The organism is Pantoea sp. X-Soil-ISGK-285, assembly GCF_059730815.1.
On sequence record NZ_AP035939.1, the window covers coordinates 173,256 to 187,828 of the forward strand.

Annotated in this window: 15 protein-coding genes; 11 read left to right on the forward strand and 4 right to left on the reverse strand. The window is 54.0% G+C overall.

Translation table 11 applies throughout. The annotated features are described in order from the left end of the window. Positions 1-5 precede the first annotated feature (5 nt). Entirely contained in the window at positions 6-1,559 is a 1,554-nt protein-coding gene (locus tag AC6I8B_RS20105; RefSeq protein WP_157353119.1) for a pyridoxal phosphate-dependent decarboxylase family protein, read from the reverse strand. 440 nt (positions 1,560-1,999) lie between these two features. Between AC6I8B_RS20105 and AC6I8B_RS20110 the strand changes: the two genes are divergently transcribed. Together AC6I8B_RS20110 and AC6I8B_RS20115 are read left to right on the forward strand one after the other, a co-directional pair. Further along, positions 2,000-2,311 carry a type II toxin-antitoxin system HigB family toxin gene (locus tag AC6I8B_RS20110; RefSeq protein ID WP_010247063.1) on the forward strand — a complete coding sequence of 104 codons (312 nt, stop codon included), beginning with the start codon at positions 2,000-2,002 and terminating at the stop codon, positions 2,309-2,311. Beyond that, positions 2,308-2,721 (forward strand): helix-turn-helix domain-containing protein, encoded by a 414-nt coding sequence (locus AC6I8B_RS20115; protein WP_010247064.1) that lies wholly within the window; start codon positions 2,308-2,310, stop codon positions 2,719-2,721. Before AC6I8B_RS20110 ends, AC6I8B_RS20115 begins: the two co-directional genes overlap by 4 nt. A 115-nt stretch (positions 2,722-2,836) precedes the next feature. On the opposite strand, the gene ulaA is transcribed toward AC6I8B_RS20115, so the two are convergent. The 3 genes from ulaA to AC6I8B_RS20130 are packed head-to-tail and all read right to left on the reverse strand — an operon-like array spanning position 2,837 to position 5,020. Next, positions 2,837-4,210 (reverse strand): PTS ascorbate transporter subunit IIC, encoded by a 1,374-nt coding sequence (gene ulaA / locus AC6I8B_RS20120; protein ID WP_033773374.1) that lies wholly within the window; start codon positions 4,208-4,210, stop codon positions 2,837-2,839. Positions 4,211-4,249: 39 nt separating this feature from the next. Further along, a complete protein-coding gene (locus AC6I8B_RS20125) occupies positions 4,250-4,522 on the reverse strand; it encodes a PTS sugar transporter subunit IIB (protein ID WP_010247066.1) in 273 nt (90 codons plus the stop codon). A gap of 48 nt (positions 4,523-4,570) precedes the next feature. After that, entirely contained in the window at positions 4,571-5,020 is a 450-nt protein-coding gene (locus AC6I8B_RS20130; RefSeq protein WP_010247067.1) for a PTS sugar transporter subunit IIA, read from the reverse strand. Positions 5,021-5,596: 576 nt separating this feature from the next. Between AC6I8B_RS20130 and AC6I8B_RS20135 the strand changes: the two genes are divergently transcribed. From AC6I8B_RS20135 to AC6I8B_RS20175, 9 genes are all read left to right on the forward strand, one after another. Continuing rightward, a complete protein-coding gene (locus AC6I8B_RS20135; RefSeq protein WP_010247068.1) occupies positions 5,597-6,331 on the forward strand; it encodes a GntR family transcriptional regulator in 735 nt (244 codons plus the stop codon). A 553-nt stretch (positions 6,332-6,884) separates the two neighbouring features. Beyond that, complete coding sequence (locus AC6I8B_RS20140; protein WP_157353118.1) at positions 6,885-7,883, forward strand: MsnO8 family LLM class oxidoreductase; 999 nt, start codon at positions 6,885-6,887, stop codon at positions 7,881-7,883. A gap of 23 nt (positions 7,884-7,906) precedes the next feature. Continuing rightward, positions 7,907-9,058: an amidohydrolase gene (locus tag AC6I8B_RS20145; RefSeq protein WP_033773369.1), complete on the forward strand. Its 1,152-nt coding sequence runs from the start codon at positions 7,907-7,909 to the stop codon at positions 9,056-9,058. Positions 9,059-9,138: 80 nt separating this feature from the next. After that, positions 9,139-10,452 carry an LLM class flavin-dependent oxidoreductase gene (locus AC6I8B_RS20150; RefSeq protein ID WP_022624348.1) on the forward strand — a complete coding sequence of 438 codons (1,314 nt, stop codon included), beginning with the start codon at positions 9,139-9,141 and terminating at the stop codon, positions 10,450-10,452. An 11-nt stretch (positions 10,453-10,463) separates the two neighbouring features. Beyond that, complete coding sequence (locus AC6I8B_RS20155; protein ID WP_437382547.1) at positions 10,464-11,405, forward strand: ABC transporter substrate-binding protein; 942 nt, start codon at positions 10,464-10,466, stop codon at positions 11,403-11,405. A 10-nt stretch (positions 11,406-11,415) separates the two neighbouring features. After that, entirely contained in the window at positions 11,416-11,934 is a 519-nt protein-coding gene (locus tag AC6I8B_RS20160) for a GNAT family N-acetyltransferase (protein WP_010247073.1), read from the forward strand. Positions 11,935-11,943: 9 nt separating this feature from the next. Next, on the forward strand, positions 11,944-12,870 hold the full coding sequence (locus tag AC6I8B_RS20165; RefSeq protein ID WP_010247074.1) for an amino acid ABC transporter permease: 927 nt from the start codon (positions 11,944-11,946) through the stop codon (positions 12,868-12,870). Beyond that, a complete protein-coding gene (locus AC6I8B_RS20170) occupies positions 12,854-13,648 on the forward strand; it encodes an amino acid ABC transporter ATP-binding protein (protein WP_010247075.1) in 795 nt (264 codons plus the stop codon). Before AC6I8B_RS20165 ends, AC6I8B_RS20170 begins: the two co-directional genes overlap by 17 nt. Further along, positions 13,645-14,544 carry an ABC transporter substrate-binding protein gene (locus AC6I8B_RS20175; RefSeq protein ID WP_033780257.1) on the forward strand — a complete coding sequence of 300 codons (900 nt, stop codon included), beginning with the start codon at positions 13,645-13,647 and terminating at the stop codon, positions 14,542-14,544. The genes AC6I8B_RS20170 and AC6I8B_RS20175 overlap by 4 nt, the downstream gene beginning before the upstream one ends. The last annotated feature ends 29 nt before the right edge of the window (positions 14,545-14,573 follow it).

The window sequence follows — 14,573 nt, forward strand, 5'->3', positions numbered from 1 at the left end:
AGCTCTCACTGTTTCGCCGCGTTCAGCGCAGACGCACGTACCTGCTCGCGGCCATAGTGCGCGATCAGGCTCAGCACATCTTCGATGTCGGCGATGGTCGTGGTGGGATTTAACAGGGTGAATTTCAGGTACTGACGCCCATCGACTTTGGTTCCGGCAATCACTGCGTTGCCGGAGCGGAAGAGCGCTTTACGGATAGCGGCGTTGATTTCGTCGATCTGTGCGTCGCTGGCGTTTTTGCCGGGCACGTAGCGGAAAATCTGGGTAGTCAGCTCAGGCGCGTGCAGCACTTCGATAGCAGGATGCGCAGTTAACCGCTCATGAGCCGCCTGTGTCAGCTCTATCAGCGTATCGAAAGCGTCACCCAGCGCCGCCGGACCCATCACGCGCAGGGTCAGCCACATTTTCAACGCATCAAATCGGCGGGTGGTCTGAATGCTTTTGTTGACCAGATTCGGTGTGCCTTCCTGCTGGGCACTGAGCGGATTCAGGTAATCTGCATGGTGCGTGACATGCTTCAGGTTGTGGCTGTCCCGCACAAAGAACGCACCGCAGCTGACGGTCTGGAAGAAAGATTTGTGATAATCGACGGTGACGGAATCAGCCCGTTCAATGCCATTCAGGCGTGAGCGATGATTCTCAGAGACAAGCAGCCCACAGCCGTAAGCGGCGTCAACGTGCATCCATAAACCATAATCGTCACAGAGACGGGCAATCTCCGGCAGCGGATCGATGCTGCCAAAGTCCGTGGTGCCGCTGGTGGCAACCACAGCAATCGGGATCAGCCCTTCACTGCGACATTTTTCGATCTCCTGCGCCAGGCACGCTGCATCCATACGGTAGTGGGCGTCGTGATCAACGGCGATAACTGCGTCATAGCCCAGCCCTAAAATCGCCATCGATTTCTGGATGCTGAAGTGGCTGAGTTTTGAGGTAAACACTCGCCATTTCGACGCGGTCTCAGGCAGGCCGCGATGCTTAATCAGATGCCCCGGATGATGTGCCGCGCACCAGCTATCACGCGCCAGCAGCATTGCCATCAGGTTGGACTGGGTGCCGCCGCTGGTGAAGATCCCATCAGATCCGGCAGGCAGGCCGATGCGGCCAAGCGTCCAGTCGATCACCTTCTGCTCAATCAGCGTACCGCCTGCGCTCTGATCCCAGGTGTCGACCGAGCTATTCACTGCCGCCATAATCTGCTCAGCCATCAGAGAGGGCAGCACGACCGGGCAGTTCAGGTGCGCCAGATATTTAGGGTGGTGAAACCAGACGGCGTCACGCAGATAGAGCTGACTCAGCTCTGTCAGGGCGTCATCGTTGTTACCCAGCGGACGATCGAGATCGACCTCACTGAATTCCGCCGCCAGTTCATGGGGCAGGATACCGCTGAAAGGCTTCTCAACGCCGGTAACGGTACGGGTCATCAGCGCCAGCACCTCCTGAGTCTGCTGCGACCAGGCCGCCAGTTGCTGATCGTTAAAAATAGCCGTTTCGGCACCGCTGGCATTGGATGCTGGCGCGAGATCCTGTGCCGCCTGAGTGGATGAGCGTAAAAGCATGTTCAGTTCCTGTGCGTTAATACCAGTGACCCTGCCGACGTAAGGTCAGCAGCGTTGGATGTCCGCTCAACAACTCCAGTAAACATAAAACTAACTAACCAGATAAAAACCCTGACCATTAAATGGATTAGTGTTTTCACCTTAAAAAGAGTAAATACCGCATATTATTTGTGGATTTGGCAGCGTTAAACGCTTTGTTATATGCGGATGAGAGTGTAAATGTTAATCATTATCATTCAAATGTTTTGTTGTTAAATTTTATTTATTAGTATGTCTAATGTTGAAAATGTGATGTTGATCACTTTTCTGGATCGGAATAGTCCTTTTTTTACTAGGTTTAGCGCCAGCAATTCATTCAGAACTCATCTGCGTGTGTTCCATGTTGGAAACATTAGCTTTGTGGGTTAGAATGTTTCCAACATGGAAAGTTTGAGAGAAAAATGCATATCATCTCAAGAGGGCCGTTCAGGGAAGCGGCAATAATTTATCCAAATCATGCCTCCGCACTGGATGCGGCTTATCTGGTCCTAAGGGACGAAAACTTTGCCACGCCAGATGCGCTGAAAATTCGCTTTCAGAGCCTTGACCGCATGAAGTACCGGGAAAAGTGGTGGGTAATCGATGTGGGCGGAAACAGCCTGAGAATCATGTTTTATGCTGACTTTGATCGCGGCAAAATTTTTATCAAACACATCGTGACGCATGCGGAATATGACAAGCTGGTGAAGAAGTACCGGGAGAGTAAAGAATGATTACCGAAGCAATCCAGGCGACCAATGACCTGGTCAGAATTGTTCCCTTTCTGGGAGGCAGTACCGATAAAAGGGACTACGAGCAGGCGCTGGAACTGGTTGAATATCTGGTTGAGCACCAGCCGGACAGCCCGTTAGTAGAGATACTGTCTGATAAAGTCGCCCGATACGAAAACAGCGCCCCTGAGTTCGCTGCGTTTAACGCGCGTACTGATGCTATTCCGCGCGGAGTAGCACTTTTGCGAGTCATCATGGATCAGCACGGCCTGACTCAATCCTCTTTTGCGGATGAAATAGGGCAGCGCTCTTATGTCAGTCGTATCCTGCGTGGTGATCGTCCTTTGACGGATAAACATAAAGCCCGACTGGCAGCGCGTTTTAACCTGCCGTTTGAAGCATTCGCTGAATAACTTAGCCTGAACTTATATGAGTGCGGTTTTTTTTCTGGAAACTGAATGATGAAGGTATTCCGCAAACAACCAGAAAGCGCTCATTGCCCTTTCTGGTTGCCATTAAGCGTTACTATTACCCTGCATTCGTTTCTACAGGCACCTTCTTTTTAGCCGTAAAGTTATAAATCACTAACAAGCCAAAAATGCCGGTGATAATCATAGTAATGGTTCCCTTATCCATAAAGTGAGCCATATTACCCAGCAGGATGCCGGTGACGCCGAAGTCGGTATCCGAGAAGGTGGTGTTGGTCAGCCCTATCTGTCCGAGTACCGGCAGCAGGGCGACAGGCAGGAAGGTGATTAACAGGCCATGAGCAAAGGCACCGCAAATCGCACCACGCTTGCCGCCGGTCGCATTACCAAACACGCCAGCCGTAGCGCCACAGAAGAAGTGAGGAACCACACCCGGCAGAATCAATACCCAATGCAGCTGACCGAGAACAAACAGCCCCACCAGGCCACCGACAAAGCTGGAGATAAAGCCAACCAGCACCGCATTCGGGGCGTAGGGGAAGACAATCGGGCAATCCAGCGCCGGTCTGGCTTCCGGAACCAGTTTTTCTGAAAAGCCGGTAAAGGCAGGGACAATTTCAGCCAGGATTAAGCGCACACCCTGCAGAATGATAAAGACACCCGCCGCGAAAGTAATGGCCTGGATAAAGGAGTAAACCAGGTAGTTCTGACCATTGCTGAAATTAGCCTCTACATAGTCTTTACCGGCAGATACCGACAGGATTAAGTAGATAATCATCATCGTCAGAGATATTGAGATGGTACTGTCGCGCAAAAAACTGAGGTTTTTTGGCATGTTCATCTCTTCGGTGGATTTAGATCCTTTACCTACCAAAGAGCCGATCCAGCCTGATAAGACATAGCCAATTGTCCCGGTATGCGCCAGCGCGACATGATCGCCACCAATGATCTTACGCATATAGGGCTGGGCGATTGCCGGGAAGGTGGCCATCAGAATGCCCAACAGCAGTGACCCGGTGTAAATAAGCTGAATACCTTCAAAACCGGCAACCGATAAAATAATCGCGATCATACAGGCCATATAAAACGTCACATGCCCTGAGAGGTAGATATATTTCAGTCGGGTGAAGCGGGCGACAACGATGTTGGCGACCATGCCGAAGGCCATGATCATCGTGGTAGGCGCACCATATTTTGCCAGAGCGATAGAGACCATCGCTTCGTTATTAGGAATGATGCCCTGAACATCAAACGCATGTTTGAAAATGTCGCCCAGTGGCGTCAGTGAACCGACCAGAACGGTCGCACCGCCTGCCAGCACCAGGAAGCCCAGAATAGTTTTTACCGTGCCCTTGATAACATCAGGAAACGGCTTCTTCTGCGCAATCAGTCCGAAAAATGCCACCAGTCCGACTAATATAGAGGGCACTTTCAGCACGTCGACGACGAACTGCAAAAGATTTTGAGTAAACATATTAACCTCGAGGGTAAGGTGTTTATCTAATTATTAGCGTCACTTTTTCTCAAAATACTCACGTATTTTCTGCTCCACTTCTTTCAGGTCAATGATGTTATTAATGATGATGACCTTCTGTTCAGGAAGGTTTGCGCTATAAGCAATGTCTTTGGCCATAACAAAAACATCTGCCACATCGGGGGTGACAGAGCCGAGATCCGAATGTTCCACTTCAGCTTCAACACCGATCGTTTTAAGCACTTTCTTGATGTTCATTTCCATCATGAAGCTGCTGCCTAAACCTGAACCACACACCGCCATAATTTTCATATCAAACCTCATTAACTAATGATTAAAAGTCGCGTTTCAACGGGCAGACTAAACGCCTGATAAAATCGTCATGAGCGCTTCTTTGCTGCTCGCATTGAATATCTGAGCCATGATCTCTTCATCGGACAGCACTTCCGCCAGCTGGGAGATCATTTCGATATGGCTATTACTGTCCGGTGCGGCAAACATGAAAATAGCCTTTACCGGATCGTTTTCTTCGGAATCAAATTTCACTGCTGTACCCAGCAGCACAATCGACAACCCCAGTTTGTGTGCGCCTTGTTCCGGGCGTGCGTGGGGCATGGCAATCTGGGGCGCGATGACAAAAAAGGGGCCGATCTCCTCTTTTTGCTGAATAATCGCATCAATATAATCCTGCGATATTGCGCCCTCACTGAGCAGAGGACGTCCCGCAATAACTAACGCTTCCTGCCAGTCAGTCACGCTTTCGACGTACTGGATTTTCTCGTTATTTAACCACTTAGCCAGGTGTGACATCGTCTTACTCCTCCTGTTTAAATGCGCAATAAAATTTAACTAAACGCATAAACCGTGTGGCGTTTGCCTGCTCCCGGTTACGCATAACCCATCTCATATAAAATTTTCTCAACCGGAACAGGGCCTGTTATGCATTCCGATTTTTCATAAATTCCTGAGTATGTACAGTCAGTTTCCCTCAAAAACCCCGTTATCACTTTTTTAGATAAACTTTTTGTCAGCAGAGCGATACAAAAATCGAATGTAGTAAAAGGAGGTAATATCCTTAAAAGTCATGATTTTCATGTAGTTATTAAAAAAATATTTTCTCATCGTTCAGATGGAGTTATATTTCACAACGGTCATCACATCTGTACATGTTAAAGGTGTCTAGTCATCCTGATGATGTCCTTCGACGTGTACGGACACAACATGTAAAGTTAAAATATTGCTTATCAGGCTTAACATCAGTGCCAATTTGATAAGTTGATCACATATTCAGCTAGCGGAAGTGGTACTCATCCGGCAATGTCAGGCAGAACTGTACTGACACGGATTAGAGGGAGTCTGTCCTTCACTCAAACGGGAAGAAAGCCAATGGTTGATGGCATTACTGAAAAACAAAAAGAGGTTGTTGATTACATCCTCAATAAAATTAAGGATGATGGCCTTCGACCCGGAGAGAAACTGGATACCGAAATATCAATTGCCAAAAGCATCGGCATTACTCGCGCAACGGTGCGTGAAGCCACACGCATTCTGGTGGAGCAGCAGAGAATTTACCGGGTTAAAGGGTCGGGTATTTTTGTCGGTTCCACGGAGATGAGCAGCCAGGCGAACCGATATCATGTGCTTTCACCTTTTGATTACCAGGCGCAAAGAAATGGCCATAAAGGTGTAAGAAAAATCATATCGGTCAGCATAATCAAGGTTCCTTCTGCTGATATCGCTCAGGCGCTGCGTATTAAAAACAGCGATCAGATCTATAAAATTTTACGCCTGATGTGTTTCGATGACATCCCGGTAGCTCTGGAACATATTCACCTGCCGGTTAATATGTTTAGCAGCATGGAGTTCAGCAAGCTGGAACTGTCAAAATATGCCTACATTGAAGAAGTTACCGGTAAGAAAGTGCAGCTAAGGGACCAGCATTTAACGGCCGTCAATCTTACGGATACACAGTCGCTTACACTGCTTAATTTAGCGGAAGGGGATGCTGTCATTCAGCTTAATGAAACTGTTTATCTCGACGACGGCGTTCCATGTGAAGTCAATGTGGCGCTTATCAACACCCGATTTTTCCCGTTGAAACAAAATTCGCAACGGCCTTAGAAAAATAATCTTGTTTCTGGGCTCAATGCTTTGCTGTGCCCGGATATGACCCTATCAGACAGATTCATGCCCGGTTTACACCTCTCATTACAGTAGAGGATCTTAATTCCGGATAATGTATAAGGTCCTGTAAATCATCTGGCAGTTGCAATGAGTTATCTCTGACTCAATTGCATTCTTCATATGCTTATTTATCTATCTGGCGACCCGTGCTTCAACATCCTGTGAAGAATGTATTTCAATGCCATGAATTCAGGCTGTCTGAATTTCTGCAGTCGCGGCTAACAACAGCTGTCATCTCTCCATACGTAAGACGATTTTCTGCAAACCTTTGCCAGTTCGCCGATTTTACTCACCTGAATATCAGGCAACAAATAGCGTTATACGCAAAATATCTGCCTGATTACCTGTTTCAGAGCCCGTTTTCCCTCTTTCACTTCTCACTGTTCTCCATTATGACGAAATCAATAATGCATAAAACAATATGATGTTTTACCAATGATCGACTGCGCAGCACACTGGTCTGCAACCGGAATAAACAAGGACCAGGTGAATGGCATATCGATTAAGTCTGTTAGATAAAGCGCCCGTGCTGCAGGGTGAATCACCCACCGCGGCGCTGCAGCGCACGCTGCAGATGGCGCAGCGGGCAGAGGAGTGGGGTTATCACCGCTTCTGGCTGGCGGAACATCACAACACCGCGCAGCTGGCCAGTCCTTCACCTGAGGTATTGATTGCCTGGATCATTGCCCAGACACGACATATTCGCGTCGGATCGGGCGGCGTGATGTTGCAGCACTACAGCCCTTATAAAGTGGCAGAGAACTTTAATCTGCTCGCTTCGCTGGCGCCGGGCCGCATTGACCTCGGCGTGGGCAAAGCGCCGGGCGGACTTCCACTCTCCACCCATGCGCTGCAACAGGGTGTTGATGCCGCTAAAAAAGGGAGCTTTGCCGAACAGCTTCAGCTGCTGGATAGCTGGCTGAAGCCCGGTCAGGCTGATCCTGACGATGAGGGTTTAGCCGCCACGCCACTGCCGTCACGTCCGGCGAACCGTTTTCTGCTGGGTGCCAGTGAAGAGAGCGCACTGCTGGCCGCCAGTCTGGGCTGGCAGTTTGTCTTTGCCGCTCACCTCAATGGCGACCGCCAGTTACTGGAGCATGCGCTGAGTACCTACTCCCGCCTGAGCCAGGGTCAGCGCGCCCTGGTGGCCGTGCAGGTGGTGGTAGCCGACTCACCCGCCGGGGCTGACCTGCTGGTAGCCAATCTTCGTCACTACCATGTAGCGGTGAAAGATGGCCCGAGCGTCAACGTCGCCAGCCTTGAGCAGGCGGAGCGCTATGTGCGTCAGGGCGGATACCGCGATTATCAGATTGAGCCGCGCACGCCGTCACTTCTGAAAGGCACGGCGGCGCAGGTTCATGCCCAGCTGGACGCGCTGCATCATAATTTTGACATTGATGAGTTTGTTATCGACACGCCGATTACTGAGCCGGTTGCACGTCTGCAGTCACTTGAACTGCTGGCCACGCATCATCTGGTCACAGCCTGAATCCCCGTCAGTGGAGAGTCATCATGAACCCTGAGTCACAACTGATTGAATGGCGACGCGAACTGCACACCTGGCCGGAGCTGTCGGGTCAGGAATTTGCCACCACCGCGCGACTGCGGGGCTGGTTGCAGGCGGCGGGCATCCGGCTGCTGGACTATCCACTGGAAACCGGCCTGGTGGCAGAAATTGGCAGCGGAGAGACGGTGATCGCGCTGCGCGCCGACATCGATGCGCTGCCGATCCATGAGGCGAGCGGGGTGCGTTTTCACTCCCGCCATCCTGGCGTGATGCACGCCTGCGGTCATGACCTGCACAGCGCGGTGATGCTGGGCGCGGCGTTACAGCTCAACGCACAAGCCGATCGGTTAGCTGGCCGGGTGCGCATCCTGTTCCAGCCCGCTGAAGAGATAGCGCGCGGGGCGCGTCAGTTCATTGAGGCAGGCGTATTGGATAAGGTGCAGGCTATCTTCGGGATGCACAACGAGCCTTCGCTGCCCGTCGGCACCTTTGCCACCCGCAGCGGGGCGTTCTACGCGAATGCTGACAAATTTATTATTCGCGTCACCGGCAAAGGCGCACATGCCGCGTATCCGGAGCAGGGTGTCGACAGCATTGTGACGGCCAGCCAGATTATCCAGGCGTTACAGGGACTCACCAGCCGCAGCTTCAGTGCCCTGGACAGTCTGGTACTGAGCATTACCCGCATCGACGGCGGCAAAAGCTGGAATGTATTACCCGGCGGCGTTGAGTTTGGCGGCACGGCCCGAACCCACGATTTACAGGTGCGCGCCGAACTGGAACAGCGGGTGCGCACGCTGGTTGAGCACTTCGCCGACGCCAATGGCGCGCAGGCAACCCTGAGCTGGCATCCTGGCCCGCCAGTACTGATTAACGATGCGCACTGGGCGACCTTCAGCAGCGAAGTGGCGCAGCAGGCAGGCTATCGGGTGCAGACCGCCGATCTCCATCTGCTGGGTGAGGATTTTGCCTTCTATCTGCAACAGGTGCCGGGGGCGTTTGTCAGCATCGGCAGCGCCAGTGACTTTGGTCTGCACCATGCCAGCTTTACCCCGGATGAGGCGCTGATTGCGCCCGCCGCCGACTACTTCGCCCGACTGGCCCGCCAGGCGCTGCAACATCTTAATGCGCGATGTCGGGAAGCCATTCTGAACTGAATTCATCTGCAACCCGCTACAGCACGACGGTTCTGACCACCGTCGTCGGGCATCGCTACGACTAAAAAAGAGAGAGCATCATGACCACAAGACAACTTCGGCTGGGCACCATTCTGCATGGCGCATCGGGAAACATGTCTGCCTGGCGCCATCCGGCGGCGCAGGCCGATGCCAGTATTAATCTGGATTACGCCAAAAAAATCGCCCGCAAGGCGGAGCAGGGCAAACTCGATTTTCTGTTTGTCGCCGACGGGTTGTTTATTAACGAAAAGTCGATCCCGCACTTTCTGAATCGCTTTGAGCCGCTGACGCTGCTCTCAGCGCTGGCGGGCGTCACTGAACATCTGGGGCTGGTTGGCACGGTATCGACCTCTTACAGCGAGCCCTTCACCGTGGCGCGTCAGTTTGCCAGCCTTGATCATCTCAGCGGCGGGCGTGCGGGCTGGAACGTGGTGACGTCACCGCTGGAAGGCTCGGCCAAAAACTTCTCGCGTCAGCAGCACCCGGAGCACGCATTGCGTTACCGCATTGCCGATGAGTATCTGCAGGTGGTGAAAGGATTGTGGGATTCGTGGGAGCAGGATGCTTTTGTGCGTGATAAGGCGAGCGGACAATTTTTCGATCCGGCGAAGCTGCACACGCTCGATCATCACGGTGATTTCTTCCAGGTACAGGGGCCGCTGAACATCGCCCGCACGCCGCAGGGTCGTCCGATTATCTTCCAGGCGGGCGCGTCCGACGACGGTAAAAAACTGGCGGCGCGTCATGCTGACGCCATCTTCACCCATCAGCCGACGCGTGAAGAGGCGCAGGCATTTTACCAGGATGTGAAACAGCAACTGGTGGCGAATGGCCGTCAGCCAGACGATTTACATATCTTCCAGGGTGTCAGCGTGATTGTTGGCGATGATGCCGAGGACGTGGAGCGCCAGTATCAGACCACGGCGGCGCTGGTGTCGATTACCGATGCGCTTAACTACCTCGGGCGCTTCTTCGACCATCACGACTTCTCTCAGTATCCGCTGGATCAGCCGTTCCCGGATATCGGTGACATCGGTCAGAACAGCTTCCGCAGCACCACCGACGAGATCAAACGCAAAGCACAGCAGCATGGGCATACCCTGCGCCAGGCCGCGCTGGAAGCGGCAACACCACGCCCGCTGTTTCACGGCACGCCGGAAGAGGTGGCGGATGGCCTGCAGCTCTGGTTTGAAACCCAAGCTACTGACGGCTTCATCATTAATGGCGGCACGCCCGATACCTTTGAACGTTTTGTCGACCGCGTGGTGCCGATTTTGCAGGCTCGCGGCCTGACGCGCCGCGACTATCCGGGCAGCACGCTTCGTGACAGCTTCGCCCTGAAACAACCCGTTAATCAGTTCACCTCACAATAAGAGCACAAGCCATGAACAAAACATCGCGTCTTATCGCCCTGCTTATTCTGGCGGCCAGTGGTCATGCGCTGGCTGAAGATACCAGCGTCTCCTATAACGGCCAGCGCGTCAGCCTTGAAGCTAACAAAGCGCCGATCAATACCGTGAAGAATCCGGAGGCGATCGCGCAACTGCCTGCGGGTCATCGTTTTGTGGTGCCGGGTTCCTTTACCGTGGCAGTCGCAGCGCTGAACTCCCCGCCGTTAACGGTGTTTTCCGATGACAACAAAACCCTGCTTGGCAGCGAAGTGGATATTGCCCGGCTGGTGGCTGACAGCCTGGGATTAAAACTCAACGTGGTGCCAGCTTCATGGGAAGACTGGCCGCTGGGCGTGGCCTCGGGCAAGTATGACGCGGCGATCTCCAACATTACCGTGACCAAAGATCGTAAAGAGAAGTTCGACTTCGCCACCTACCGCAAAGATTCACTGGGTTTTTATGTCAAAACCAGTAGCCCGATAAAGTCACTGACCAAAGCAGAAGATATTGCCGGGCTGAGGATCATTGTGGGATCCGGCACCAATCAGGAGGCGATTCTGCTGGCGTGGGATAAAGAGAATCAGGCAAAGGGACTGAAAGCCTTTACGCCGGTTTATACCAAAGATGATGCCGCTCAGACGCTGGCGCTGCAGGCTGGCCGGGCTGATGCCTACTTTGGTCCCAATGTGATTGGTGCCTGGAAAGCGGCACTGACCGGTAAAACCCGTCTGGTCGGCAGCGTCGATGGCGGCTGGCCCAAAGCGGCGCACATTGCCGTTACCGTGAAGAAAGGCAGCGGCCTGGCGGAACCGATCAGCACCGCGCTGAACGGCGTGATCGGCAACGGTGACTATCAGAAGGTGCTGAACCGCTGGGGTGAAGGTGTTGAGAAGATCGATCGTTCTGAAATCAATCCCGCCGGGCTGGGCGACTAAGGAGCTGACCATGAGTGAATCCACTTTTCGCGAAGTTTCACCCGACGCGCCGGAGTTGCAACCGATCCTGGGCGGCCTGTTTGGCGAATATTCCGCACGCTATGGCGACTATTTTTCCCGTCGTAACGAGCTGGAACAGGAGCTGACCGAATGGTATCTGCCGCCGCAGGGGCTGTTTATCGTGCTGGAGCGTGACGGCGAGATCATCGCGATGGGCGCTTATAAACCGTATGACCCGCAGACCGCCGAGCTGAAGCGCATCTGGACCCGCAGCGATCTGCGGCGTCAGGGGCTGGCGCTGGTGGTGTTACAGGAGCTGGAGCGTCGCGCCTTACAGGCGGGCTATCAGCGGCTGTTTCTCACCACCGGCTTCCGTCAGCCGGAGGCGGTGCGGCTCTATACCGGTCACGGTTATCAGCCACAGTTCGATCTCAGCGGGGATCTGGAGCGTTATGGCCAGCCGCCGCACGACGGACGACTGCGTTTTATCAAAGTGATCGGCGTTTATAACGTCGCCGCGGCAAGTTAAGAGGTGACCATGAGCAAACATCAACATCTGCAGGTGGTGCCGGCACGTTACCCGGCACGCACCGCAGGGGCTATCGTTGCGCTGTTTATCCTGGCTGGCGTGGTGCAGTCAGTGGCCTTTAATCCGCGCTGGGAATGGAGCGTGTTTGCCCGCTGGTTCTTTGACCCGGTGATCCTGCACGGTCTGGGCCAGACGCTGCTGCTGACGCTGCTGGGTACAATATTCAGTCTGTTTCTGGGTGGTCTGCTGGCGCTGGCACGTCTCTCCTCATCGTGGCTGCTGAGCACGCTGGCATGGGGTTATATCTGGCTGTTCAGGTCACTGCCGCTGATTGTGGTGCTGATCATTCTTTATAACTTCTCCTATCTCTACGACACCCTGTCTGTCGGCATTCCGTTTACCGGCCTCTCCTGGGGGGCGTATCAGACGATTAACGTGCTGGGGCAGTTTCAGGCAGCCGTTATCGGTCTGACGCTGGTGCAGGCGGCCTACAGCGCGGAAATTATTCGCGGCGGGATCCTCGGCGTCGATCACGGTCAGGTAGAGGCCGCGTCCGCGCTGGGTCTCTCTGCCACACGCCGCACTTTCCGCATCATTCTGCCGCAGGCGCTGCGCGCCATTATCCCCACCGCGTTCAACGAGATCATCAGTCTGGCGAAAGGCACATCCGTGGTTTATGTGCTGGCGATGCCGGAGCTGTTCTACACCATCCAGATGATCTACAACCGCAATCAGGAAGTGATCCCACTGCTGATGGTCGGTGCTGCCTGGTATCTGATTATCACCACCGTGTTGTCCGTGATTCAGTACAACGCCGAACGCTGGATGGCCCGCAGCGTCACCCGTGAACCGCAACCGTCGCGCTGGCGACAATGGCGCAACCGCGTCACGCCACTTCATCCGACCGAGGAGATCAGCCATGTCCGAAGCCATTGATTACCGCACCTCACACACTACCGGTGCCATCAGCATCACCGGCGTCAGTAAACGATTTGGTAAACATAAAGCGCTGGATGATGTATCGCTGTCACTGGCACCGGGGTCCGTCACGGTGATCCTCGGGCCGTCCGGCTCCGGTAAATCCACGCTGCTGCGCACCATCAATCATCTGGAACGGGTCGACGAAGGATTTATTCAGATTGATGGCGACTACATCGGCTATCAGCAGCGCGGCAATAAGCTGTATGAACTGAAAGAGAAGGCGATTCTGCGCCAGCGCATCAATGTCGGCTACGTGTTCCAGAACTTCAATCTGTTCCCACACCTCAGCGTGCTGGATAACCTGATTGAAGCGCCGATTGCCCATCGTCAGTTAACGAAACCGGAAGCGATACAGCGTGCAGGCGAACTGCTGGATATTGTGGGCCTGCGGCATAAAGCCGATGCGTGGCCGCGTCACCTGTCGGGCGGGCAGCAGCAGCGCATCGCGATTGCGCGTGCGCTGATGCTCAATCCACGGGTCATGCTGTTTGATGAGCCAACCTCGGCGCTGGACCCGGAACTGGTGGGCGAAGTGCTGGATGTAATTAAAAAGCTGGCGCGTTCCGGTACCACGCTGGTGATTGTGACGCATGAGATCGGCTTTGCCCGGGAAGTGGCGGACAACGTGGTCTTTATGGTGGATGGCCGGATTGTGGAACAGGGCAGCACCACCCAGGTGCTCAATAATCCGCGTCATGAGCGCACCCGCCGTTTTCTGGCGCGCGTGTTATGAGGGCATTAACGTTAACGGTTCTGACGCTGCTTCCGGCGCTGGCCTGTTCTGCGGCTGAGAAGCTCGATGTCCTGCAAAACGAGACGCCGATTCATGCCCCGGCCAATCCGCAGGCTATTGCTCAAATTCCGGCCAATTACCGCTTTATCGAACCGGGCACCCTGACGGTCGCTACCTCAGCGACCAACTCGCCGCCGCTGTCGCTGCTGGCGTCTGATAACGTCACGCGGATCGGCAGCGATCCCGATATCGCCCGACTCCTTGCTGATAGCCTGGGCCTGAAACTCAGGCTGGTTCCGGCTTCCTGGGAGGACTGGCCACTGGGCATCAGCGCCGGACGTTATGATGTCGCGATGTTCAATATTGCCGTGACCGAAGAGCGCAAGAAGAAGTTCGATTTTGCGACGTATCGCGCCGACAACCACGCTTTTGCGGTGAAAAGCGACAGTCATATCAGCAAGATTAATAGTCCGGCGGATATTGCCGGTAAGCGGATTATCGTCGCCTCGGGCACCAATCAGGAGCGTATTTTACTGAGCTGGGATGAGCAGAACCGGGCTAAAGGTTTGCCTGCGGTAACGCCGATTTACCTGACTGATGATGCCTCCGCGACGCTGACGCTGCTGTCGGGACGGGCAGATGCGATGTTTGGCCCTCACTCTATGGCGGCCTGGAAAGTGGCGTCACGCGGACAGACAAAGCTGGTTGGCAGCGGACCGTTTCGCGCCTGGGTCGCCGTGACCACCAAAAAGGGCAATGGCCTGGCACCCGCGCTGCAGGCTGCGCTGGATGGCACCATCGCAGGCGGGCAGTATCAGCAGGTGCTGGCACGCTGGGGCGAACAGGATGAGGCCATCACTCAGTCCACGGTGAATCCACCCGGCATTGTTTACTGAGACTGCAGAACCGGCCCGCCTGCTGCGGC

Excerpts from the sequence above, each read along its gene's own strand:
- AC6I8B_RS20105 (WP_157353119.1), bottom strand. The coding sequence starts at position 1,559 with ATGCTTTTACGCTCATCCACTCAGGCGGCACAGGATCTCGCGCCAGCA.
- AC6I8B_RS20110 (WP_010247063.1), top strand. The coding sequence starts at position 2,000 with ATGCATATCATCTCAAGAGGGCCGTTCAGGGAAGCGGCAATAATTTAT.
- AC6I8B_RS20115 (WP_010247064.1), top strand. The coding sequence starts at position 2,308 with ATGATTACCGAAGCAATCCAGGCGACCAATGACCTGGTCAGAATTGTT.
- ulaA (WP_033773374.1), bottom strand. The coding sequence starts at position 4,210 with ATGTTTACTCAAAATCTTTTGCAGTTCGTCGTCGACGTGCTGAAAGTG.
- AC6I8B_RS20125 (WP_010247066.1), bottom strand. The coding sequence starts at position 4,522 with ATGAAAATTATGGCGGTGTGTGGTTCAGGTTTAGGCAGCAGCTTCATG.
- AC6I8B_RS20130 (WP_010247067.1), bottom strand. The coding sequence starts at position 5,020 with ATGTCACACCTGGCTAAGTGGTTAAATAACGAGAAAATCCAGTACGTC.
- AC6I8B_RS20135 (WP_010247068.1), top strand. The coding sequence starts at position 5,597 with ATGGTTGATGGCATTACTGAAAAACAAAAAGAGGTTGTTGATTACATC.
- AC6I8B_RS20140 (WP_157353118.1), top strand. The coding sequence starts at position 6,885 with ATGGCATATCGATTAAGTCTGTTAGATAAAGCGCCCGTGCTGCAGGGT.
- AC6I8B_RS20145 (WP_033773369.1), top strand. The coding sequence starts at position 7,907 with ATGAACCCTGAGTCACAACTGATTGAATGGCGACGCGAACTGCACACC.
- AC6I8B_RS20150 (WP_022624348.1), top strand. The coding sequence starts at position 9,139 with ATGACCACAAGACAACTTCGGCTGGGCACCATTCTGCATGGCGCATCG.
- AC6I8B_RS20155 (WP_437382547.1), top strand. The coding sequence starts at position 10,464 with ATGAACAAAACATCGCGTCTTATCGCCCTGCTTATTCTGGCGGCCAGT.
- AC6I8B_RS20160 (WP_010247073.1), top strand. The coding sequence starts at position 11,416 with ATGAGTGAATCCACTTTTCGCGAAGTTTCACCCGACGCGCCGGAGTTG.
- AC6I8B_RS20165 (WP_010247074.1), top strand. The coding sequence starts at position 11,944 with ATGAGCAAACATCAACATCTGCAGGTGGTGCCGGCACGTTACCCGGCA.
- AC6I8B_RS20170 (WP_010247075.1), top strand. The coding sequence starts at position 12,854 with ATGTCCGAAGCCATTGATTACCGCACCTCACACACTACCGGTGCCATC.
- AC6I8B_RS20175 (WP_033780257.1), top strand. The coding sequence starts at position 13,645 with ATGAGGGCATTAACGTTAACGGTTCTGACGCTGCTTCCGGCGCTGGCC.